Consider the following 22,585-nt stretch of genomic DNA (forward strand, 5'->3'; position numbering starts at 1 on the left):
TCAACCTCCTCCATTATGCCATCTTTCTTTTTATAAATTATGGTCTCATTCCGTGACTGGAAGGACCCAATTGCTGCGGAAGCAGCTCGTAGGCATCTCGGACCCATTCACAGAGCAATGGACGGGTGTCTCTAGGATCGATGATTTCCTCCACACCAAAGGCTTCAGCTGTTCGAAGCGGGGATCGTACGGATTCCATTCGTTCCAATAATTCCTTTAGTAAAGCTTCAGGATTATCGCTTGCTTCAAGCTCGCGGCGATAGGCTACATGGACACCACCCTCAACAGGGAGTGATCCCCAGTCACCAGAAGGCCAGGCATATCTTAAATTTAATCCGTGACCATTAGACATTCCAGCCCCGCCGACACCAAATACTCTTCTGAGGATAATTTCCATCATCGGAACTGTAGCCTGATAGATGGCAGAAATAGCGCGGACTCCTTTGCGGATTGTTCCTTTCTTCTCAGAAGGAAGTCCGATTATCATGCCTGGCTGGTCAACTAAGTTCACAATTGGTAAATGGAAGGTTTGACAAAGATCGACGAATCGTTCGATTTTTTCTGAGCTTTCGGCGGTCAATCCGCCTCCATTGACAAACTGATCGTTGGCCATTACCCCAACCGGATATCCATCAAGGCGCGCAAAACAAGTGAGAGTACCGCCGCCATAGTACCGGCCCATCTCAAAGATGGAATCTTTATCAAAAATCATTTGCAGGATATCACGGATTTTATAAGGTACCCGGCGGTTTTTTGGAATCACAGAAATTAACCGCTCTTCCCGGCGTTCAGGGTCATCGTTTGATGGCAGAACCGGTGGCAGCTGCCAGACACTAGATGGCAAATAGGATAAGAACGTACGGATTTGTTCGAAGGCATCTTCCTCAGACTTCGCCATATTGTCTACAGCGCCGCTTGTCCGATGAACTTGTACACCGCCAAGTTCTTCTTTCGTTAAATCCTGTCCCATGCCATATTTAACAACTGGCGGACCAGCAACAAATAACTGGGAAGTTTCCTCAACCATGACCGAGAAATGGGAAGCGGCAACCCTCGCTGCCCCAAGCCCGGCAACTGATCCCAAGCAGGCAGCAACAACCGGGACGCGTTCCATGTTGGAAACTACTAAATCCCAGGCAGGATTAACAGGAACATAGGTATGTCCTTCCATATCCAGGAATTTCACGCTGCCCCCGCCTCCGGTTCCATCAACCAGCCGAATAATCGGGATTTGCAGATCATGGGCCAGACGTTCTGCATAAACCTGTTTGCCGCGGATAGCTCCATCTGCCGCGCCCCCTCTTACGGTAAAGTCATCTGCACCTACAACCACCTTCCGCCCATTGATCCTTCCCGTGCCCAAGAGAAAATTTGCTGGTGTAAAGTCTATTAAATTTCCATTCTCATCATATTTGCTCTTTCCGGCAATCGCTCCGGTTTCATGAAACGAACTGGAATCCAGCAAACTATTAATTCTTTCTCTTACAGTCAGTTTCCCTTGCGATTTATGTTTTGCGACACGCTCTTCTCCCCCCATTTGTTGAGCAAGAGCCTCGCGCCGCCTTAATTCTTTTATTTCTGGTTCCCATGTCATTGTGTTATTCTCCTCCTTACGCATATTTCCTAATGCTTCCTTTACCATAGATAACCCCTCCTTGGGCCGAACCCTACTGATTTATCTCAAATTTCTACTGTAGAAATTATTCTTCTTAATTAATCTTTACTTTCGCTTTTTCTTCGTCTGCGAGCACTCTTCGCAGCAATTTTCCCGTTCCTGTTTTTGGCAGGGATTCACGGAATTCAATATGACGGGGGTACTTGTAAGCCGCCATTTTTTCTTTGCTCCATAAAATGAGCTCTTCCGGAGTTATGCTGTTTTCATAGTCTGGATGAAGGACAACGAATGCTTTAACGGTCTCACCGCGGATTGGGTCCGGTACACCGATTACAGCGGACTCAGAAACAGCCGAATGTTTGTTCAATAATAATTCGACATCTTCCGGAAACACACTATAACCGGAACATTTAATCATTTCTTTGACGCGCCCTAAAAAGTAGAGGTAACCATCTTCATCAAACTTGCCGATATCCCCGGTATACACCCAGCCATCCCGCAGTGTTTTGGCCGTTGCTTCGGGTTTATTCAAATAGCCTTTAAATACCCCAGGGCTGTTGACCACAATTTCGCCCTGTTCACCGATAGGAAGTTCTCGACGCGGCTCATCTAGGGAAAGGATTTTAATCTTCGTTCCTGGAATTGGTTTTCCAGTCGTCCCGAATTTAACAGCTTCTGGTGACATCAACGAATCTCCTGTATGTGTTTCGCTTAAGCCATAAGCGGATTCAAATAATCCGATGCCTGTCAGCGCCTTCCACTGATTTGAGATTTCTTCTGTCAATTGAATCCCAAAGCTGGTACAGGAATTGACTCTTAGTGAACTGAAATTGATGTGGGCTGCATGAGGATGATTTATAATGGCCACATTCATTGGTACAACAGTTTGCGCCACTGTTACTCGATGCCGTTCAATGACATCCATCGCGGCTTCAGGTGTAAAGCGATTAAGCAGAACGATCGTTCCACCTGTGTAAAAACTAACATTCATAAACAACATGCCAGCAATATGGCAGATTGGCATAATCGATAAGGCAATGTCATCGGCATGAAATTTTCTTGCTTCTGCAACACCCTGAGATTTGTAAAGTGCGTTCCGGTAAGTGAGCATCGCACCTTTAGGCAGTCCAGTCGAACCGGATGTGTAGACGATAAGGCATACATCTTCATCAATATCTAAATCAACATTCGGACAATCTGCGATGCCTGTATGAAGGATGCTGTTTAAATCAGTTACATCTGGATAATATTTCTTATCCTGCAGTTCCTCAGGGAATTCAGGAATCGGTTTCTCCGGGAGGAAGTCTATGTAGCTAGTAGAAATCACTAATTGGAGCATGGTATTTGGCTTTGCCTTTTCGACGATTGGATACAATTGGTCCAGAGTCACAATGGCTTTTGCCCCAAGGTCATTGACTTCATATTCCAGCTCCCATTCCTTGAACATCGGGTTACATGGCCCTACAATCGCACCAATCTTTTGGATTCCAAAATGGCAAATGATATATTGTGGACAGTTTGGCAAAAATAGAGCTACTTTATCACCCTTGCGAATCCCTTGGGAATGCAAATAAGTGGCAAAACGATCCGATAAGTCATCAAGTTCCTCGTATGTCAGGGTTCTTCCATAAAAGATGACGGCAGGTTTATTTGGGTTTACTTTTGCATGGTTTCTCAGGTACTCGTGTAATGGCTTTCCACTATTCAAGGAACACATCCCTTTCGTAAACATAATTACTTTCAATCTTTTTATATCTAAAACTATGAATCATCCATGATAAAAACAAGCAACCCATCTACCCTCGGAGACCTGTTCAAGCGGCGGCTCTTCACGCCTGCAGCGCTCATCCGCAAGCGGGCACCGAGTAGAAAATCTGCAGCCTACCGGGGGATTCGCCGGATTTGGAAGATCTCCGCTTAATAAAATGCGTTCACGGTTCCGAACAGTTGGATCAGGCTCAGGCACCGCAGAAATCAATGCTTCTGTATAAGGATGGAGCGGCTGCTCAAAGAGCTGATCTGTTTCTGAGATTTCCATAATCTTTCCTAAATACATCACCACAATCCGATCACTAATATGCTTGACTGCCTGCAGTCCGTGGGCAATAAATATATAGGAGAGGCCCATATCTTCCTGGATTTCTTTTAATAGATTTAAGATTTGAGCTTGAATCGACACATCTAATGCTGAAACTGGTTCATCGCAAACGATCAAACTTGGATTAAGGGCCAACGCTCGAGCAATGCCGATTCGCTGCCGCTGACCGCCAGAGAACTCTTCCGGATAGCGGCTTCCATGAGCCGCTGTCAGCCCTACCTTTTCAAGCAGCTCATCCACACGTTTCTTCCTCTCACTGCTGGTACCAATTTTATGAAGCACTAATGGTTCGGCAATAATGTTGGCCACATTCATTCTCGGGTTCAGCGAAGAATATGGGTCTTGAAAGACCATTTGAATTTTTTGCCCCAAATCACGCTTATTTCGTCCTTTGGATAAAAGCGAATTTCCTTCAAATACGACTTCACCTGAAGTCGGCTCCAAGAGGCCGACAACCATTCTGCCAAGTGTCGATTTTCCGCAGCCTGATTCTCCAACCAGACCAACTGTCTCACCACGGTGGACATCAAGACTTATTCCATCCACGGCCTTTAACCATTTTCCTTTTTTGCTAAATAAACCGCTTCCAATTGGATAGTGTTTTTTGACGTCTTTAATCGATATCAATGGTTCAGGCATGTACTGTCACCTCTTCCGTTTGCAAATCTACAATATGCCAGCATGCTGCTTTTCGGTCCTTCCCTGTATCTACTAGGTTTGGGGCCTCATTGAGACATTTTTCCGTGGCATAACTACACCGTCCAGAAAAATTACAGCCCTTCGGAAGCTCAAGCGGATTCGGCACAGTGCCTGGAATCGTGTGAAGTAGCTTTTCCGATGCCCCCTTAAGTTTAGGGACGCTTGCCAGCAGCCCCTTTGTATACGGATGCTGCGGATTTTTGAATAGTGAATAGACATCTCCCTCTTCCACAATTTCCCCGCAGTACATGACAAGAACGCGATCTGCCATTTCAGCCACAACGCCCAAATCATGGGTAATAATCAGGATGGATATGTCCGTATCTTTTTGCAAATCTCTCATCACATTTAGGATCTGCGCCTGGATCGTTACATCAAGAGCTGTTGTTGGTTCATCGGCAATCAGCAGTGATGGATTACAGGCTAATGCCATCGCAATCATAATCCGCTGCCGCATTCCCCCGGACAATTGATGGGGGTAATCATTCAGCCGATTTTCTGGATCCGGAATACCGACCTTTGCCAGTAAATTGATAACTATTTCCTTGGCCTTCTGATAGCTGACACCCTGATGAAGCTGAATTGGCTCGGCAATTTGTTTTCCAATCGGATGCAATGGATTTAACGATGACATCGGATCCTGAAAAATCATCGAAATCTCATTTCCTCTTATCTTTTTCATTTGCCTTTTTTTCATTTTCAGCAAATTATCACCCTTAAAGGAAATGACACTATCCTTCTCGTACTTTATTGCTGGGGAATTCAGACCCATAATGGACAATGCCGTCACACTTTTGCCGCTTCCTGATTCTCCAACCAAAGCAACAATTTCGCCCGATCCGATTGAAAATGAGATATTATTTACTGGTTTGATGACTCCCCTGGATGTGGGAATATAAGAACAAAGATTTTTTACCTCTAAAACAGGTTCATTCGGTCCTCTCAATTCAATCCCCCCTAAGTTCTCTTCATTTTTGGATCAATCGCCACTCGTAATCCGTCGCCAAAAAAGTTACCTGCCAACACAGAAATCAGAATGGCTAGGCCTGGGAAAAGCATCATGTATGGATTCACAAAAATCATGCTGTAGGCCTGATGCAGCATCCCGCCCCAGCTGACTTGAGGTGACTGCGCTCCCATGCCGAGAAAGCTTAAGGAGGCCTCCACTAAAATGGCAAGACTGAAGCTAAATGAGGCCTGAACAATGATGGGAGATAATATATTGGGAAGGATATGCTTCATCATAATCCATATCGCACCTGCTCCTGATATTTTGGCCGCTTCCACATAAGGCTCTCTCCTGACTTGAAGGGTCTGCCCTCTTGCAAGGCGGGCAAATTGCGGCGTAAAGATAATTCCGATGGCAATCATCGCGTTCCATAGACTAACCCCTAATGCACCGGTAATTCCCAAGGCGAGAAGAATGGCGGGAAATGATAAAATAGCATCTACGATTCTCATGAAAATATCATCGACAATTCCGCCTAGATATCCGGAGATAATGCCTAGTGGAACTCCAACAACAAGTGGAATTAAAATTGCCACAATACCCGCTTGAATCGCTGCTTGCGCTCCCATCAGTACACGAGAAAAAACATCACGACCCAACTCATCTGTTCCAAACCAATACGTTCCGTCAGGTGGCAGCATGACTTTGGTCAAATCCTGCTTATTTGGATCAAAAGGGACAATCCAAGATGCAAATAGTGATAAGAATACTAAAAGCAGCAAAAAAATCATACTTACGAATGCCAGCTTTTCGTGAAATAATCGTTGAAACATTAACCGGAATTGCATCAAGCCGCCTCCTTCTTATTTAAATTCAATCCTTGGATCCAAGACACTATATAAGACATCGGTAACAAAATTGATAATCAAAACCAAGATAACCATGACTAACACAACGCCTTGCAGCATCGGAAAGTCCCTTTGTAAAATGGAATTCACAGCAAGCTGTCCCATTCCTGGGATGGCGAATACCGTTTCGATGACGACGGTTGCTCCTAACATGTTTCCAAACAACAGTCCTGTTGTTGTGATAACTGGAAGCAGGGAATTCCGGAGGGCATGCTTCCAAATAACCGGCCAAAGCAATAAGCCCTTTGAATATGCTGTACGAATATAGTCCGATTCCAGCACTTCAAGCAGGGACGATCTTAATTGCCTTGTGATTTGGGCGGCACCAAAAGCCCCTAAACAAATCGCCGGAAGGATGATGCTCTGGAAAAAACCAACTGGACTATCAGAAATACTTGTAAATCCTGTCGCCGGCAGCCAGCCAAGGTTTACACTAAATACAACGATTAGCAGCATAGCCAGCCAAAAGTTAGGGATGGCAGTGCCGATTGTTCCCATAAATCTTGAAATATAATCCATCCAGCTATTTGGTTTAATGACCGAGCCAATCGCAAAAATCATCCCAAAAATAAATGAAAAGACGATGGACGCGATGACAAGCTGGAAGGTAACACCAAGTCTTGAAAAGACTGCATCACTCACAATCTCTCCAGTAAAGAGAGAACGTCCCAAATCACCTTGAACCGCATTGGTAAGCCAATTCCAATACTGAATCATTACGGGCTGATCCAGCCCCAGCTGACTTCTTAACAATGCCAATTTCTCTTCAGTGGCATTGTCTCCAAGAAGCGCCAGAGCGGGATCTCCCGGAATGATCAAGATGAGGGAAAAGACGATCAGTGTCGTTACAATTAGCATCGGGATTACATACATCAAACGCCGCAGTAAGAACTTAAAAAACATGGATCTCTTCCCCTCTCTACAATTCTATTGATCTAACCATAATGATGAGAATTTTGGTTTCCCAAGTAATGTCCCTTCAAACCCTTTCAGTTTCGTTGACATGGCGGCTGTTGAAGGCTGGAACAAAATTGGTACTTGCATAGCTTCGTCTAAAATAGAGATCTTGTTAATTTCTGCATATAATTTAGCCCGTTCCTTTTGATCATAAGAAGCAGCGGCTTTTTGAATTAATTCTTCCTTTTCCGGAGATGATTCACCGCCGACATTATAAAAACCTTTTTGGCCTAGGAATAAATTGACGGTTTGCTGCGGGTCTGGCCTTCCGGTCCAGGCAGTTAGATTGGCAGCGATTTGCTTTTCATTAAAATAAAGTGCTACACCTTTTGTTAATTCCATTGGCTGGATATTAATATTAAATCCCGCTTCCTTTACCTGACCTTTAATCGCTTCGCCCAACCTTGTATAGAAGGTGGATGTAGGGACAAACATGTCAAAGGTGACGCTGTCAAGACCGGCTTGTTTTAATAGTTCCTTTGCTTTTTTCGGGTCATATGCAATTTTCATATCAGGAGATGCTGCCCAATAGTCTTTTGGAAAAGTTTGATAAGCTGCCTCACCCTCACCAAATAATAACGCTTTAACCAACGATTCTCGGTCAATGGCATATTCCAATGCTTGTCTGACTTCCTTTTTGTCAAATGGGGCCATTTTCGTATTGAGGTACATATTATAGAAAGCAACCTTCATTTTCGTATCTAGGACGATATTCTTGTCATTCTTTAATACCTGGCTGTTATCAGGCGAAACATTCCAATAAAACTGAATCTGGCCTGATTTAAGAGCATTCAAACGCGTATTTTCATCTGGCATGATTTTGGCTGTAATTTTATCCAAGTATGGAAGCCCTTTTTGCCAATAATCTTTATTTGCTTCAAAGTCAATTTCCCCATTGCGAACCCATTTGACCATTTTATATGGTCCTGTACCAACCGGATTTTGGCCATAGTCCGCACCGAATTTCTGAACTGCGGCAGGTGAAACCATCATCCCCGAACGATCTGATAAGGCAAGAATGATAGAAGAATCTGGCTGCTTAAGATGTAATTTAACCGTATTCTCGTCTACAGCCTCTACGGATTCAACATTGGAAAGATCGGAAACCTTTGAATCTGTAGACTTGACACGTTCTATGTTAAATTTCACTGCTTCTGCATTAAATTTGGTGCCGTCGTGGAATAAGACATTTTCTTGGAGGTGAAGAATGATCGTTTTATCGTCCGGTGTATCCCAGGATTTTGCAAGTCCTGGCTTCGGCTCTAAATTTGCGTTATAGTTAACCAGTGTGTCATATACAGGATAAAGAAGTGCGTGGTCATTACCTGAATTCCCGAGAATCGGGTCATAGTTGCTAACATCGGAGTCATAAGCGACAACAATGCTTCCGCCCTTTTTCGGTTCGCCTTTTGTTGCTCCCTCCGAGGTAGTTCCCGAAGTTTGTTTCGTCGTTGAATTCTTTTGTGAGCAGCCAGAGACAAGGAGAATAATTGCTAAAAATATAGCACCAAAAAGTTTACTAGATTTCTTCATATGAAACCTCCTTAATAAGTGGGGTTTGACTCCAAGTAAGCGCAAATATTCGCATAAGGTATGAATGGTGCTATTCGAACTTAATTAGGACATCCCCTTCGTTTACAAAATCGCCTTCATTCACCGTAACTTCAATAACTGTCCCCTGTGCTTCAGCTGTAATCGGTATTTCCATTTTCATTGATTCCAATATGACAACATCTTCACCAGGTGAAATCGTATCCCCTTCTTTTACTAGGACTTTAAAAATGTTGCCTGCCATATACGAAGTGATAGAACTCATCTTTTTGCCACCTCCTTTTAAATAACCGCTTAAAGAAAGCGATTTCAAAAATTGTCGATTTATGTCTGAATATTCAGTATTTACTTAAAGTATATATAATTGGTAGAATTGACACAATGTAGGTCCATTTACATTTTGGGTAATTTAAATAGAGTTTTTTACATTGAGGTGTTGTAAAGTGGTTAACCATTCTCTTCTAAGGTCATTTCTTAAAAGAAAATTATCTATATCTTCCTATCAAATTTGGATTTATTCTCCCGTGGAACATAAATGGGAGCTGATCGACAGCTGTGATTCTGATATTGAAAACATTGATTCCTCTGTACAGGAATTATCGCCCTTAAAACTGGTTCATCAAACCATCATCACGCTAGATTACCCACAGAGCTACAAGGTATATCTTTTATCCTCCGAAGAAAATATCTCCAAAGAAAAAGAAAATATTGATATTTTTTATCATCTTTTATACCCCATATATACACAGTACGCATTGAAATCGAAAAATATAGAAATGGAAAAATTGATTGAAGGGGTTCAAAACATCACCTCCTCCCTCGACTTAGATGTGCTTCTGACAAAAATCCTTGATAATGTAGCCAGCATTATCCCAGGAGCTGACACAGCGGCCTTTTGGCTTTATAATCCGGTCATTGACCGGCTGGTATGCAGGGCTTATAGGGGCTGGAAAAAGGAAATTGAACAAGTAAAATACAGAGTCGGGGAATCAGTGACAGGGAAAACATTTTTAGATGGCAAACCGCGCATCTATAACTCCTTTCGCGAGGCAAATGAGGCCATGAAAGGGACATCCAAGGAAAATGATAAGCTCTTGAAAAAAGCTTTTCACGGAGGGAAAGTGAACGCAACCATATCGGTTCCCGTTCGTTTTCACAATGAAATTATTGGCGTTTTAGGAATACACCGAGTTAACCTTGAACATGAAATTACTGACTGGGATCTTAAACTTTTAAAAGGGCTGACCGCTCAAATTGCCATTGCCATTGAGAATGCCCGCCTATTTACGGAAATAAACAGGAAAAATCAAGTCCTCATTAAACAGAATGAAGTGCATGCCACACTGACACAGTTATCCATCCAAAATAAAGGTATTGATGTGATTGTTAAAGAGTTGACCGGAATGCTGGGAATGTCTTTAATTTTTGTCGATCTTTTAAAGAACGAATATTTCCCCGGCAGAGCTATTTTAACCTTCAGTATGGAGGAATTAGCACAGATTATCGGCGCAAAAAACTATCCTATTTATGTGGATCTTTATGACCATGATGAGAAATCTTTTTTTATCTATCCAATTTTTACTGACATTACCTGTACCGGCTGCCTAATTGTTTCTGCAAAGCGCTCAATAACTCAGCTCGAACACATGATTATAGAACGTGGCGGATCCGTATTGGCACTAGAATTGGCAAAGCGGCAATCCCTTACAGAATTCTACTTTAAAAAAACAAGTGATTTTTATCAAAATCTATTAAGAAAAGAGGCGCCGCGTCTTCTCTATAAACAAGGACTTGATATTGGAATTAATTTAAATAATTACCTTTGCACAACGATCATCGAACTAACCAATTTTATTGACCATCATGTTTTGCAAACAAGTATTCACCGATTAGTTTCAAGGATCAAATCCAAGCTCTCCGGGATAGATAAGATCGTTTTCGGAAATAGCAACAAAGTAATGCTTCTATTAACGTTTAAAACTATAGATGCTTTTCCGAGAGTCCTGAATAATATTAAAGAAATATTAAAAGAGTGGGAACAAAATGAAGGTGTGGCACTAAGGGCAGGAGTTGGCGGAGTGTATTCGGGTGTAGAATCTGTCTATAAAACCCATAATGAAGCAGCAAGGGCCATTGCCTATTTAAGCTCCAGACACCGTTCCGGATTAATGGAATTTTCGGATATCGGCATTAACCGCCTCTTTTTAAATCAATCCAAAGAGGAAATCGAAAGGTTTTTAGAAGAAATCTTTGGGCCTCTAAATTCCAATAAACTGAGAAATAATGAATTGGAAAAAACATTAATCACTTATGTTCAAACGAATCAATCGGCGGTGAAAACGGCCGAGCTCCTTCATGTTCACATCAATACTTTGTATCAACGGCTGAAAAAAATTGAGGATCTGTTAAATGTTTCTCTTGAGGAACCGGAAAACAGATTGAAAATTCAGCTTGCCTGTCATTTAAAGGAGTCATTTTTTTAAATGTCCGCTAGATTGTTTCCCAATGCAATCATTATCATTGTGTTATACTGAATGATAGATGATTGGAATGAAGAAAAAGGAAGGCGAAGGGTATGTCCATCAGTAGTCGTTTTTCTGTAGGAATTCATATATTATCCTTGTTGGAAGTTAATAAAGATGAAATCAACACTTCTGAATTTATTGCTAGAAGCGTTAACACAAATCCTGTTGTGATTCGAAAAATCATGGGGATGCTGAAGAACGCCGGTTTGGTCCATGTCAGGCCCGGTATCGCCGGCGCAGGATTGGCTAAGGGGTTATCGGAAATAACATTATTGGATGTTTATAAGGCAGTTAATGTTGTATCAGATAATGAGTTATTTAGCATCCATGAGGAGCCAAATCCGGCCTGCATGGTCGGGAGAAATATTCAAGATACAATCGGGCCCCTTTTCTCAACAGCGCAATTGGCCATGGAAAAAGTTCTGGCTAATGTGACGATTGAGGATGTTGTAAAAGGAATTTTGGAGAAGGAAAAGCAATCTCAATAAAAAAGAGCACTTTGTGAACATTCACGAGTGCTCTTTTTTCACCTATTTAATCTTATCAAGTGCCTCTCCCAGCGTTTTTACTAAAAAGTTCAAATCCTTTTGTTCAATACTTAATGGCGGGGCAAGGGTAAGAACATTGTTATATCCGGCTACTGTTGCTCCGTTTTTACCAATGATAATGCCTTTTTCCTTGCAGCCGGCGATTACCTGGTTAACAAGGCTGACGTCAAGGGGCTCTTTTGTGCCCTTATCCTTTACTAACTCGATACCAATTAAAAGGCCCTTACCACGGACGTTGCCGACGTACGGGTGGTCTTTGAGAAGGTCATTTAAATCATTTAACACTTGTTCTCCTAGATCCCGGGACCTGTCAAAAAGCTTTTCTTTTTCCATAATTTCGAGGTTTTTCAAAGCTAACGCGCAGGCTGCCGGATTTCCTCCAAATGTGTTGACATGACGGAAATAGTCGTATTCCTCGGTTCCTTTAAACGCTTCATATATATCCTTGCGTACAGCGGTTGCTGATAGTGGCAGATACGCACTTGTTATCCCTTTTGCCATCGTTATTATGTCAGGTTTGACCCCATAGTTCATAAATCCGAACGACTTGCCGGTACGGCCAAATCCGCAAATGACCTCATCGACAATGAGAAGCGCCCCGTGTTTTTTGCATACCTCCTGGGCTGCTTTCATGTATCCATCCGGCGGGACAAGAATGCCGCCTCCCGTAATGATTGGCTCCATGATCATCGCAGCAATCGTTTCACTTAACTCCCAGGTCATCGTTTTATCAATCTCTTGAACGGAGGATAATTTCATTGGATCGGACACATTCGTATCATCGCGGTAAGAATCCGGCGGAGATACATGGATAAAGCCTGATGCAAGCGGTTCATACTTATATTTCCTTTGCGCCTGGCCCGTGGCAGCAAGCGCCCCAAAGGAATTTCCATGGTAACCACGGTACCTGGCGACAATCTTATAGCGATTGTGATCGCCCTTTTGCTGGTGGTATTGGCGCACGATTTTAAAAGCAGTTTCATTTGCTTCAGAACCGCTGTTTGAGAAGAATATTACATAATCATCACCAAGCATTTCGTTTAACTTCTCTGCCAGCTTTATTGCCGGAACATGGCTTTGTGTAAGGGGAAAATAGGCCATTTCCTTTAATTGCTCATAAGCGGCATCAGCCAGTTCCGTTCGTCCGTAGCCAATATTTACACACCAGAGGCCGGACATCGCATCCAAATAACGCTTCCCATCTACATCTGTAATCCAAGAACCTTCCGCCTTCTCAACAACAATCGTCGCATCCGGACTGTATGGACGCATCGCATGCCAAACATATTTATCATCATTCTTCACCAACGATTCCTGCGAACGGTCCGTTTGAACCATCACACTTCCCTCCAATTCTAACAGTTATTTATACTTATGCGTCAAATCGTGATGTGATCATTTTCTTCCGGGTGTAGAAATTGAGTCCGTCTTTTCCGTTAACGTGAAGATCGCCATAGAAGGAATCCTTCCAGCCTGAAAACGGGAAAAAGGCCATTGTGGCTGGGACCCCTACATTGATTCCGAGCATTCCCGCCTCTGCCTCTTCGCGGAACTTCCGGATCGCTTTAGCGTTATTTGTATAAATGGTGGCTCCATTTCCATAACGGGACCTGCGAATAAAATCCAAGCCTTCATCCAAATTCTGGGCACGCAGCAAGCTCAAAACCGGTGCAAAAATTTCATCCTTCGCAATGGTCATCTCTGGAGTAACATGGTCAAAGATGGTTGGGCCTAGGAAGTTGCCATTTGGAAGGTCACTCATTTCCTTTCGGCCATCCCTAATTAACTCCGCTCCCTCTTCTATGCCTTTTTCAATATAGCCAAGGGCCTTATCACGGTGTTCCTTGCGAATGACCGGGGTTAATAACACTTCCTCATCCATGCCGCTGCCGATATTTAACTTGTCAGCTTCCCTCTTTAATGCTGCGACAAACGCTTCGTTATCTCCCACGACAACGACTGCACTGCAGGCCATACAGCGCTGTCCGGCGCTGCCAAAGGTTGCACTCATTACATGTTGAACAGCCTTTTCTATATCCGCATCCGGCATGACAATATGATGGTTTTTCGCACCGGATAAGGCTTGAACCCGTTTGCCTTCCCTAGCAGCCCGCTCATAAACGTACTTTGCCACTGGCTGTGAACCGACAAACGAAATGGCGGCTACGTCCTTATGCTCAATCAAACCGTTTACGACATCATGCGCTCCATGCACGACATTCAAAACACCCTTCGGTGCCCCCGCCTCCGCAAACAACTCTGCTAATCTATTTGCTAGAATTGGCGTCCGTTCAGAAGGCTTTAACACAAAGGTATTACCGCAGGCGATGGCGAGCGGAAACATCCATAACGGCACCATCATTGGAAAGTTAAAAGGCGTGATTCCCCCGACAACACCCAACGGATAGCGGAACATTTCTGAATCAATGTCTTCAGCGATACCAGACAACGTCTCACCCATCATTAATGTCGGTGCTCCGCATGCAAACTCGACACACTCGATTCCGCGCTGCACCTCCCCGTAAGCTTCCTTGTAAGCCTTGCCATTTTCCTGAACAATTAAGCGGGCTAATTCTTCATGGTTTTCTGTTAATAGATGGTGATACTTATAGAAAACACGGGCTCTTTTCGGGACCGGGACATTCTTCCATGTCCTAAACGCTTTCTTTGCGGCAGCCACTGCCAGATTAACATCTTCCTTGGATGAAACAGGCACCTTGATTAAAAGTTCATTTGTGGCAGGATTCGGTACATCCAGCGTCTGTCCGCTTGCCGAAATCACCCATTCCCCATTAATAAAATTCTTTAAAACCGCAGTATCATTTTTTGTCACGCTCATCCTTCATCCTCCTTCTTTTATATATAGCTTATAAACTATTATCTCTTATCCTTAAAAAGCATTCATTAGACAATTCGTAAAACGACAAAGAGCAATTCATCGACATTGTGACATCTTTAAATGTCTATAAAGACTCGGATCATGTTATCCCTAGCGTACCTGATTAATTTTATTGGGCTGTGATGCTGCTAGATAATCATGAACGAGCAGCATAAATTCAATTGCCACCCTCTTCTCACGCTCCATAAAATCCTCGCCAAGAAGGTTTTCCAACTTTTGCAGACGGTGATAAAGGGTCTGCCTGACAATATACAGCTTATTGGCGGTTTCCTGTTTCGAACCGTTACATTCTAAATAAGCCTTCAAGGTTTCCAACAGTTTCGCATTATATTTTTGATCGTATTGAATAACTGGCTCAAGATACTCCGAGGCCAATTCCTGTAAATCTGTCTGCTTGCTCAGCTGCGAAATTAGTCTGTATAAATGCAAATCTTCATAAAAATGATAGATTTGCTGCTGTGACATATTTTTTTGAATTCGCAGTGTTTCCTTGGCAGTTTGATAACTTTTATGTACCTCGCATAATGAATCCGAAAACTTTCCAGCAGCGGCAGTAAACCGCGCTGATGTTTGTTTACGGAAAAATTCGGAATTTCGGATAGAGTCAATCGAATTTTTAACCCGATCCTTCAAATTCCTCTTGGCACGGTTATTGATGAGAATAAAGATAAGCTCATTCCTTTTTTCAACGATAAAAACAGTAAAGCCGTTTTGTTCAAAAACCGAGCGAAATAATAGCTTTAGATAGGTTACGTCATGACTAGATTTTTCTTTTACCGGGAAAAGCTTCGAAATGACCACTACCGCTTCATTTGTTTTTACTGTCAACCCATTTTCAACGAGGTATTCCTGAATATCTTCGAGTGAATGCTCACCTTCAAGCCAGCCGTGCAGCCATTCGAATTCTTCTGCCCTCTTCTTTTCCTCCACATATAAATCCCTTAATAAATGCTGGGCTAAAGCTGTTGCGGTTCGGTCCAGAATCAATAAATCGTATTCACTGATTGGGATATCTGCAGAATAGATCGCTAATTCCGCATATTCTTGCCCGAATAAGAATACAGGTACAGAAGCGATGCGGTCGCTTCCTTGTTCATTGGTACTTAGCAACTGCTCGAGAATATTGACTTGTTCTGCAGAGGAGATAATCGGAACAAATTCATATTCTTGATTTTTTAAGCGAAAAATAATTTGAACATCCAATGCTGAAAAAATAAATTGCAAAATGTCCTCATATGTTTCGATGGTTAGAAGCCGTTTATTTAGGCTTTGCGAATAATTTTCTAAATCGGAAATTTTTTGGTACTGCTGGCTGATAATCACTGAATGAATGTCCTGGGTGATTTCAACAAACGGAACCTCCTCTTGAAAAATAATTATCGGGAATTGGTGTTCATTGGCAATTGCAATGACTTCTTTGGGAATTTCTGAAATATAAGTTTCCATTTCAATACACAATCCTGCTGCCTGGTTTTCAATAAACTCTTTCACCATGGAAATAAACAGACTGGGCTTATCCTTCCAAGCAACACCCGTTGATAAAATCAGTTCTTGACCTTTTAAGAGATTCCGAATACTTGTTACTTCGACTACATGCACCCATTTGACAAACCGGGTCAGCCCCTCCTGTCCGGCAATGACACTTGTATTGTCAAAGTGCTTTCTAGTTAAAATATCTAACACTTTAAGCTGGAATTGTTCTTTCATTCCGCAGTTCTCCCCTAAAAATGTCAGCTGAATTTCGGAAAAGGACTGGCTTGCAGTCAATCCTTTTCCGAAACCATTATTTGCCCATTGAGTTCTGTTTGATTAAAAGGCTGGAAAAATATTTTCGCGCATTTGCATTGCTTATCAACAAAGCTTCTTTAACGTTTCCGTTTGGATGTACAAATTCAACAGTAGCCCCATCCAAATGCTCATTTACAGAATGTATTCGATATCCCTTTTGGATGAAAAAGTCTATTTTGTCCCTTTCCGCAAGAAATTGTTGATGCTCAGACATGTCCCGCCTCCTCTAATATAAATCGAGATTTTCCGGAAGTTCTTCAGCAGCCGGTTCATAGATGCGTTCCTCTTCAATAACCCAGTCACGCCCTACTGAAATTCCTAAATATTTTTCATCACTTGGCTCTTCAATCTCAGCCTGGCTGTAAAGTTTAAACCACCAATATTTAGCCAGTACATAATAAACGGCTGCACCTACAAGAAAGCCAACGAGAAAGCCATATTCCGGGACAAAGTAAGAAGCTGCTGCCCCAATAATCCAAGCAATAAATCCGGCAGCGTTTACTCCGCCAAGGTATTTAAATTGCCCATTATCTTCATATAGTTCAGGAACATTGACCCTTCTTTTTCGAATCAGATAGTAATCAGCAAATAAAATACCAACGATGGCAGAAAGGATTCCCCCTACAAATAAAAGAATCGGGATAATAACACCAAACAGCTCCCACGGCTGAACGACCGTTCCGACGATGCCAGCTGTAATGACACCGGCCCAAAATGGAAACTTAGGACCGCCTACGTTTGAAAAAATGGTCGCAGCAGGAACAACATTGGCTGCTGTATTGGTTGACCATTGAGCCAACACAATCATTAATAGTAAAATGGCAAGAATGAAGCCGCCGGCAGCCTTCTGCAGAGCCACCACAGGATCATAATTTAGTACCGCAATATATGAAACTGCACCAATAATAATCATAAAAGTCTGTGTTAATGGCATCGCCACAAGGTTACCAATCAACGAGCCTTTATTCCGCTTAAACCAGTTCTTTTCGTTGGCAGGTGCCTTAATAAACCGAGATATCGTTGGAATATCAGCACTTAATGTCGCCCAAAAGCCCATGTTGGAAAAAATAACGACCAAAAACGCCGTAAAAGCAGCACCGCCAGTAACAGGTGATTCCACCCAGCTCCAAACGTCCCTTCCGGCTGCAGCAGCCTGGTCTGATAACGACACGTACATCCAGAGCGAGATTATAAGAATAATCGGAGCGGCCAAATCCGCAAATCTCTCAATCGATTTAATCCCCAAAGCAGTGTTGACCAACTGAACAACCGCAAAAATCAGGAAGCAAATAAACCAGTTATCAAAGCCAAATAAAATATTTAAAATACCGTTCATTGCCGTTGCCCCAAAATAGGTGTTAATCCCAAACCACATTGACGCCGTTACACCCCGGGTAATCGAAGGAATATGCGTTCCGATCGTTCCGAACGGCGCCCTCATATAGACCGGAAAAGATAACCCATGTTCAATCCCAATGTCCGCGATCAAAGATATAAAGAAACCAATGGCAAGGCTTCCGATAATTGTTGCAAGAATAACCCAAGGCAGCGATAGGGACATGACCCCCGCTCCGCCAATGGCGAAGGTGGCAAGAACGACGACCATCCCCACCCACATAAAGGAGTAGCCTAAATTGGTGATTTTCCGGTCCTTTTGCTGGATGGGCAATAAATCGGGTGATTTTAAATGGCTTTTTTTCATATGAACACTCCAATTCGGTTAAATTTTTATAAAAAAATTTAATGAAAACAACCGACATGAATAATTCATTAATGGGGCAATCACTCGAGCACGCCCGAGCAATTGCAGGAGTGGTTCAAGAATAAAATAGGTATGCTAGATTGATAGTGTTTCATTCTGATTTACCGGTGAAGTTGAACTATATTTCTCCCTTTTTAAGTATTGACCAGAGCCTGGCTTGCCGACGAACTGCTTGTCGCGGACCACGTATTCGCCGCGAACTAGAACAGAAACTGGCTCTCCGGTGACTTTCATTCCTTCGAAGGCATTGTAGTCCACGGCCATATGATGGGTTTCCGCTGAAAGCACCCGCTCGATGTTCGGGTCAAAGATGACAAGGTCGGCATCAGCACCAATGGAAATCGTTCCCTTTTTCGGGAAAAGGCCAAAAAGCTTGGCAATCCGTGTCGAGGTAATGTCAACAAACTGATTCAGACTGATTCTTCCCTTTTTCACCCCCTCCGAGAATAAAATGGTAAGACGATCTTCTATCATCGGTCCGCCATTTGGAATCTTCGTAAAATCGTCACGTCCCAGGTCCTTTTGGCCTTTGAAATCAAATGAACATTGGTCGGAGCCCAATGTTTGCAGCTGGCCGCTTTTTAACGCATTCCAAAGGACATCCTGATTCCATTTTTCACGGAGCGGCGGCGACCACACGTATTTCGCACCTTCAAAATTTGGTTTTTCCAAATAGCTTTGATCAAGAACTAGATATTGCGGGCAGGTCTCCCCCCACACCTCATATCCTTTTGCTCTTGCTTCGGCTATTTTTTCAACCGCATCCGCACAGGAAACATGAACGACGTATAATTGAGAATTGGCCAGACCGGTAAATCGGGCAGCGCGGCCAGTCGCTTCACCCTCTAACTCCGGCGGTCTTGTTAAGGCATGATAAATCGGATCCGTGTTCCCTTCCGCGAGGGCTTTTTTCGTTAAGTAATCAATAACATCCCCGTTCTCGGCATGGACCATGACCAGCGCGCCTAGGTCCTTTGCCGTCACTAGCGTCTTAAATAAGGTCTCATCATCCGCTTGGAAGACGTTTTTATACGCCATAAACACTTTAAAGGAGGTGATTCCTTCCTCATTTATAACTTGAGTCAATTCATTAAGTACTTGATCATTGATTTCGCTAATCATGAGATGGAAGCTATAATCAATGACCGCTTTATCCTTGGATTTGTTATGCCAGGTTTGAATCGCATTTTTTAACGGTTCACCTTTATTGGTCAGACAAAAATCGATGATAGAGGTTGTGCCACCGAAGGCAGCGGCAATCGTGCCCGATTCAAAATCATCCCTCGTTACAGTACCGCCAAATGGCATGTCTAGATGGGTGTGTGGATCAATTCCTCCGGGGAAGACGAGGCAGCCTTTTGCGTCAATCACTTCTCCTCCAACAGCCGAAAGATTGGCGCCAATTTGTGTAATTTTGCCGTCTTCAATTAATATTTCTCCTTTAAACGTATCTGCTGCTGTAACAATCGTTCCGTTTTTAACGATTTTTTTCATAGGTTTAGCCCCTCCTAATCTATCATTTAGTTGTATCCACTTTGCAAGTTATGGCTGTGTTAATAGCAGCCTGACGTTCATTCCAAGACATAGGCGGCATTTCATTTGGGACTTCAATCATATCAATTGCCCCATCTACGGGACAGACAATTGCGCATAAGTTGCAGCCGACACAATCCTCTTACCGCACCTTCAGATAGCTTTTTCCTGATGCATCAGAAAGCATTTCAATACATTGGTGCGATGTATCCTCACAGGCTATATAACATTTGTTACAGTTAATGCAAACATCCGTATTGATTTTCGCCACGATATTATAGTTCAGATCAAGATTTCCCCAATCTGAGTATTTCGGCACTGATTTGCCGATAATGTCGGAAACAGCAGCGATTCCCTTGCCGTCCAGGTAATGATTCAGCCCCTCAATCATATCCTCGACAATCCGGAAGCCGTGATGCATTGCGGCGGTACAGATTTGGACTCCGGTTGCCCCCATCAGCATAAATTCAACCGCATCCCGCCAGTTGGAGATGCCGCCGATTCCGGAAATCGGGACATTGATTTGTGGATGTCTGGCGCACTCTGCCACCATATTTAAGGCAATTGGCTTTACGGCAGGACCGCAATAACCGCCATGGGCACCCTTCCCGGCGACATGCGGGATCGTATTCCAAGTATCAAGGTCCACGCCCATAAGGCTGTTTATCGTGTTAATCATACTAATAGCATCGGCACCGCCGTTACAAGCCGCTTCCGCAGTTGCTGTAATATCGGTAATATTCGGAGTTAGCTTGACGATAACAGGTGTTTTTGCCACTTCTTTTACCCAAAAGGTTTGTTTTTCTACAAGGGCCGGCACCTGACCAGAGGCCGAACCCATACCCCGCTCTGCCATGCCGTGCGGACATCCGAAGTTTAGCTCAAGTCCATCGACCCCGACAGCCTCCACACGTTTAACAATTTCATGCCATTTTTCCTGCCTCGGCTCGACCATCAGAGAGGCGATGATGGCATGGTTTGGGAACTTCTTTTTCGTTTCATAGATTTCCTTTAAATTTACATCGAGCGGACGGTCAGTAATCAATTCAATATTGTTAAAGCCTGCGACCCGCTGGCCGTTAAAGCTGATGGCAGCAAAGCGGGAGCTTGTATTCAGAATGGGATCCCCGAGCGTTTTCCAGACGGCCCCTCCCCACCCCGCTTCAAAGGCCCTTTGAACCTGATAGCCTGAATTTGTTGGTGGTGCAGACGCCAGCCAAAATGGATTTGGCGAATGGATCCCTGCGAGGTTAATCCGTAAATCAGCCATCAAAATTCCCCCTTTAAAGTTTTCATGAGATTAATAGACTCGAGTCAAGTAGTTCCCACCGTTGTAAATTGTTTGTGAATGGCATAGGCCACTTCTTTTCCTTGCTGGGCAGCCGTCACAACCATGGCTTCCCCTTGTCCTTTGCCAAAAATCACATCGCCGCAGGCAAATATGTCTGGATTTGATGTCTGCAATGTAACCGGGTCAACCTTAACCACACCTCCGTCGTGCTCCAATCCAAACTGCTCAATTAAGGAGAGATGTCTTGTTTGTCCGATAGCTTTCACCACAACATCAACCGGAATCACATGTTCTGACCCGACAACCGCTACAGGACGGCGCCGTCCATCCGCCTCAGGTTCACCGAGCTTCATCTTTAAACACTCAATTCCTGTCACCCTGCCGTTCTCGTTTCCAATAATCCTTTGCGGTGCAGTCAGCCAGCGAAACTCGACACCATCCTGCTTGGCAAACTCATATTCAAAATCGTAGGCTGTCATTTCATCTATGGTTCTTCGATAGAGGATCTTCACGTTTTCAGCCCCTAGCCGAATGGAACAAGTCGCACCATCTATGGCTGTATTCCCAGCACCAATTACAACCACACGCTTACCCACAAATTCATTTGACAGTTCGCCACCCTTGGTTGCTTTGACAAACTCAATGGCATCATAAACCCCATCCAGCTCCTCGCCTGAAATGCCTAGTCCTGGCACATGTCCCATTCCAGCTGCAAGGACAATCTGGTCAAACCCTTCCATTAATTCTTCAACCGTAATGTCTATTCCTACCATCGTATTGGTTCGGATCGTAACGTTTAATTTTTCCACCTGCTCGACTTCCCAAAAAGAAATACGCTGCGGCAACCGAAACGAGACAATACCATAGGTATTTAAACCGCCAGCCTTGTTGGCAGCTTCAAAAATTGTCACTTTGTAGCCCAGCCGTGCAAGCTCACGTGCTGCCGATAATCCGGCCGGTCCAGCCCCGATGATCGCTATTTTCTTTCCGTTTGATTTACCTTTTTCAAATAGAGTTTGGTTATTGTGGATGGCCCAATCTGTCGCATAACGCTGCAGATTGCCAATCATGATTGGTTTAGTGGAGTGATTCAGTACACAAGCTCCTTCGCAGAGTTCCTCTGTCGGGCATACCCTTGCGCAGCTTGCTCCTACCGGGTTAGCAGACATAATCGTCTTTGCAGATCCCAGCAAGTTTCCAGAGGCAATTTTTTTAATAAAGGCAGGAATATTGATGCCCGTTGGACAGGCTTTGATACATGGGGCATCATAACAGTAGAGGCAGCGATTAGCTTCATCTATCGCTTCTTGATTCGTAAGTCCCGGCTCAACCTCTTGAAAGTTTTTTTCAAGATTCGTTAAGGAAATTCGTTGTGTTTTTTCGATTGCCAAATAAAAGCCCTCCCTTTTTGTTCATTAAACAACATTAATGAAAGCGCTTTAATATATAGTTTTTTTAACCC

At 43.4% G+C, this 22,585-nt stretch carries 17 protein-coding genes and 1 pseudogene; 2 read left to right on the forward strand and 16 right to left on the reverse strand.

All coding sequences use genetic code 11. The features are described from left to right. Window positions 1-37 precede the first annotated feature (37 nt). The 8 genes from ACZ5B7_RS14245 to ACZ5B7_RS14280 all read right to left on the reverse strand — a co-directional run bounded on the left by ACZ5B7_RS14245 (window position 38) and on the right by ACZ5B7_RS14280 (window position 9,042). The gene (locus ACZ5B7_RS14245) at window positions 38-1,642 is read right to left on the reverse strand and encodes an acyl-CoA carboxylase subunit beta (protein WP_464494257.1); all 1,605 of its coding nucleotides are present in this window, start codon (window positions 1,640-1,642) and stop codon (window positions 38-40) included. 67 nt (window positions 1,643-1,709) lie between these two features. Continuing rightward, a complete protein-coding gene (locus ACZ5B7_RS14250) occupies window positions 1,710-3,323 on the reverse strand; it encodes an AMP-binding protein (RefSeq protein WP_464494258.1) in 1,614 nt (537 codons plus the stop codon). Window positions 3,324-3,383: 60 nt separating this feature from the next. Beyond that, on the reverse strand, window positions 3,384-4,352 hold the full coding sequence (locus ACZ5B7_RS14255; RefSeq protein ID WP_464494259.1) for an ABC transporter ATP-binding protein: 969 nt from the start codon (window positions 4,350-4,352) through the stop codon (window positions 3,384-3,386). Beyond that, a complete protein-coding gene (locus ACZ5B7_RS14260) occupies window positions 4,345-5,358 on the reverse strand; it encodes an ABC transporter ATP-binding protein (protein ID WP_464494260.1) in 1,014 nt (337 codons plus the stop codon). Before ACZ5B7_RS14260 ends, ACZ5B7_RS14255 begins: the two co-directional genes overlap by 8 nt. Before the next feature lie 11 nt (window positions 5,359-5,369). After that, complete coding sequence (locus tag ACZ5B7_RS14265; RefSeq protein WP_464494261.1) at window positions 5,370-6,209, reverse strand: ABC transporter permease; 840 nt, start codon at window positions 6,207-6,209, stop codon at window positions 5,370-5,372. Window positions 6,210-6,224: 15 nt separating this feature from the next. Continuing rightward, window positions 6,225-7,172 carry an ABC transporter permease gene (locus tag ACZ5B7_RS14270; protein WP_464494262.1) on the reverse strand — a complete coding sequence of 316 codons (948 nt, stop codon included), beginning with the start codon at window positions 7,170-7,172 and terminating at the stop codon, window positions 6,225-6,227. A gap of 24 nt (window positions 7,173-7,196) precedes the next feature. Further along, entirely contained in the window at window positions 7,197-8,759 is a 1,563-nt protein-coding gene (locus tag ACZ5B7_RS14275) for an ABC transporter substrate-binding protein (protein WP_464494263.1), read from the reverse strand. Between the two features lie 70 nt (window positions 8,760-8,829). Continuing rightward, window positions 8,830-9,042: an acetyl-CoA carboxylase biotin carboxyl carrier protein subunit gene (locus ACZ5B7_RS14280; protein ID WP_213140006.1), complete on the reverse strand. Its 213-nt coding sequence runs from the start codon at window positions 9,040-9,042 to the stop codon at window positions 8,830-8,832. A gap of 259 nt (window positions 9,043-9,301) precedes the next feature. On the opposite strand from ACZ5B7_RS14280, the gene ACZ5B7_RS14285 reads away from it, so the two are divergent. Then, entirely contained in the window at window positions 9,302-11,260 is a 1,959-nt protein-coding gene (locus ACZ5B7_RS14285; RefSeq protein WP_464494264.1) for a helix-turn-helix domain-containing protein, read from the forward strand. 92 nt (window positions 11,261-11,352) lie between these two features. Further along, complete coding sequence (locus ACZ5B7_RS14290) at window positions 11,353-11,790, forward strand: Rrf2 family transcriptional regulator (RefSeq protein WP_423802422.1); 438 nt, start codon at window positions 11,353-11,355, stop codon at window positions 11,788-11,790. A 42-nt stretch (window positions 11,791-11,832) separates the two neighbouring features. Here ACZ5B7_RS14290 and ACZ5B7_RS14295 read toward each other — a convergent pair whose 3' ends face one another. From ACZ5B7_RS14295 to ACZ5B7_RS14330, 8 genes and pseudogenes are all read right to left on the reverse strand, one after another. Further along, a complete protein-coding gene (locus ACZ5B7_RS14295) occupies window positions 11,833-13,188 on the reverse strand; it encodes an aminotransferase (RefSeq protein WP_464494265.1) in 1,356 nt (451 codons plus the stop codon). Window positions 13,189-13,222: 34 nt separating this feature from the next. Continuing rightward, window positions 13,223-14,689 carry a CoA-acylating methylmalonate-semialdehyde dehydrogenase gene (locus ACZ5B7_RS14300; RefSeq protein WP_464494266.1) on the reverse strand — a complete coding sequence of 489 codons (1,467 nt, stop codon included), beginning with the start codon at window positions 14,687-14,689 and terminating at the stop codon, window positions 13,223-13,225. A 150-nt stretch (window positions 14,690-14,839) separates the two neighbouring features. Next, window positions 14,840-16,456 carry a PucR family transcriptional regulator gene (locus tag ACZ5B7_RS14305; protein WP_464494267.1) on the reverse strand — a complete coding sequence of 539 codons (1,617 nt, stop codon included), beginning with the start codon at window positions 16,454-16,456 and terminating at the stop codon, window positions 14,840-14,842. A gap of 76 nt (window positions 16,457-16,532) precedes the next feature. Then, window positions 16,533-16,751: a hypothetical protein gene (locus ACZ5B7_RS14310; protein WP_464494268.1), complete on the reverse strand. Its 219-nt coding sequence runs from the start codon at window positions 16,749-16,751 to the stop codon at window positions 16,533-16,535. Window positions 16,752-16,763: 12 nt separating this feature from the next. Then, a complete protein-coding gene (locus ACZ5B7_RS14315) occupies window positions 16,764-18,239 on the reverse strand; it encodes an NCS1 family transporter (RefSeq protein WP_464494269.1) in 1,476 nt (491 codons plus the stop codon). Between the two features lie 135 nt (window positions 18,240-18,374). After that, the gene (gene hydA, locus ACZ5B7_RS14320) at window positions 18,375-19,793 is read right to left on the reverse strand and encodes a dihydropyrimidinase (protein WP_464494270.1); all 1,419 of its coding nucleotides are present in this window, start codon (window positions 19,791-19,793) and stop codon (window positions 18,375-18,377) included. 22 nt (window positions 19,794-19,815) lie between these two features. After that, window positions 19,816-21,102, reverse strand: a pseudogene (gene preA, locus ACZ5B7_RS14325) (NAD-dependent dihydropyrimidine dehydrogenase subunit PreA). A 44-nt stretch (window positions 21,103-21,146) separates the two neighbouring features. Then, window positions 21,147-22,514 carry an NAD(P)-dependent oxidoreductase gene (locus tag ACZ5B7_RS14330; RefSeq protein ID WP_464494271.1) on the reverse strand — a complete coding sequence of 456 codons (1,368 nt, stop codon included), beginning with the start codon at window positions 22,512-22,514 and terminating at the stop codon, window positions 21,147-21,149. Between the last annotated feature and the right edge of the window lie 71 nt (window positions 22,515-22,585).

It is taken from the genome of Neobacillus sp. S1115, assembly GCF_055385565.1.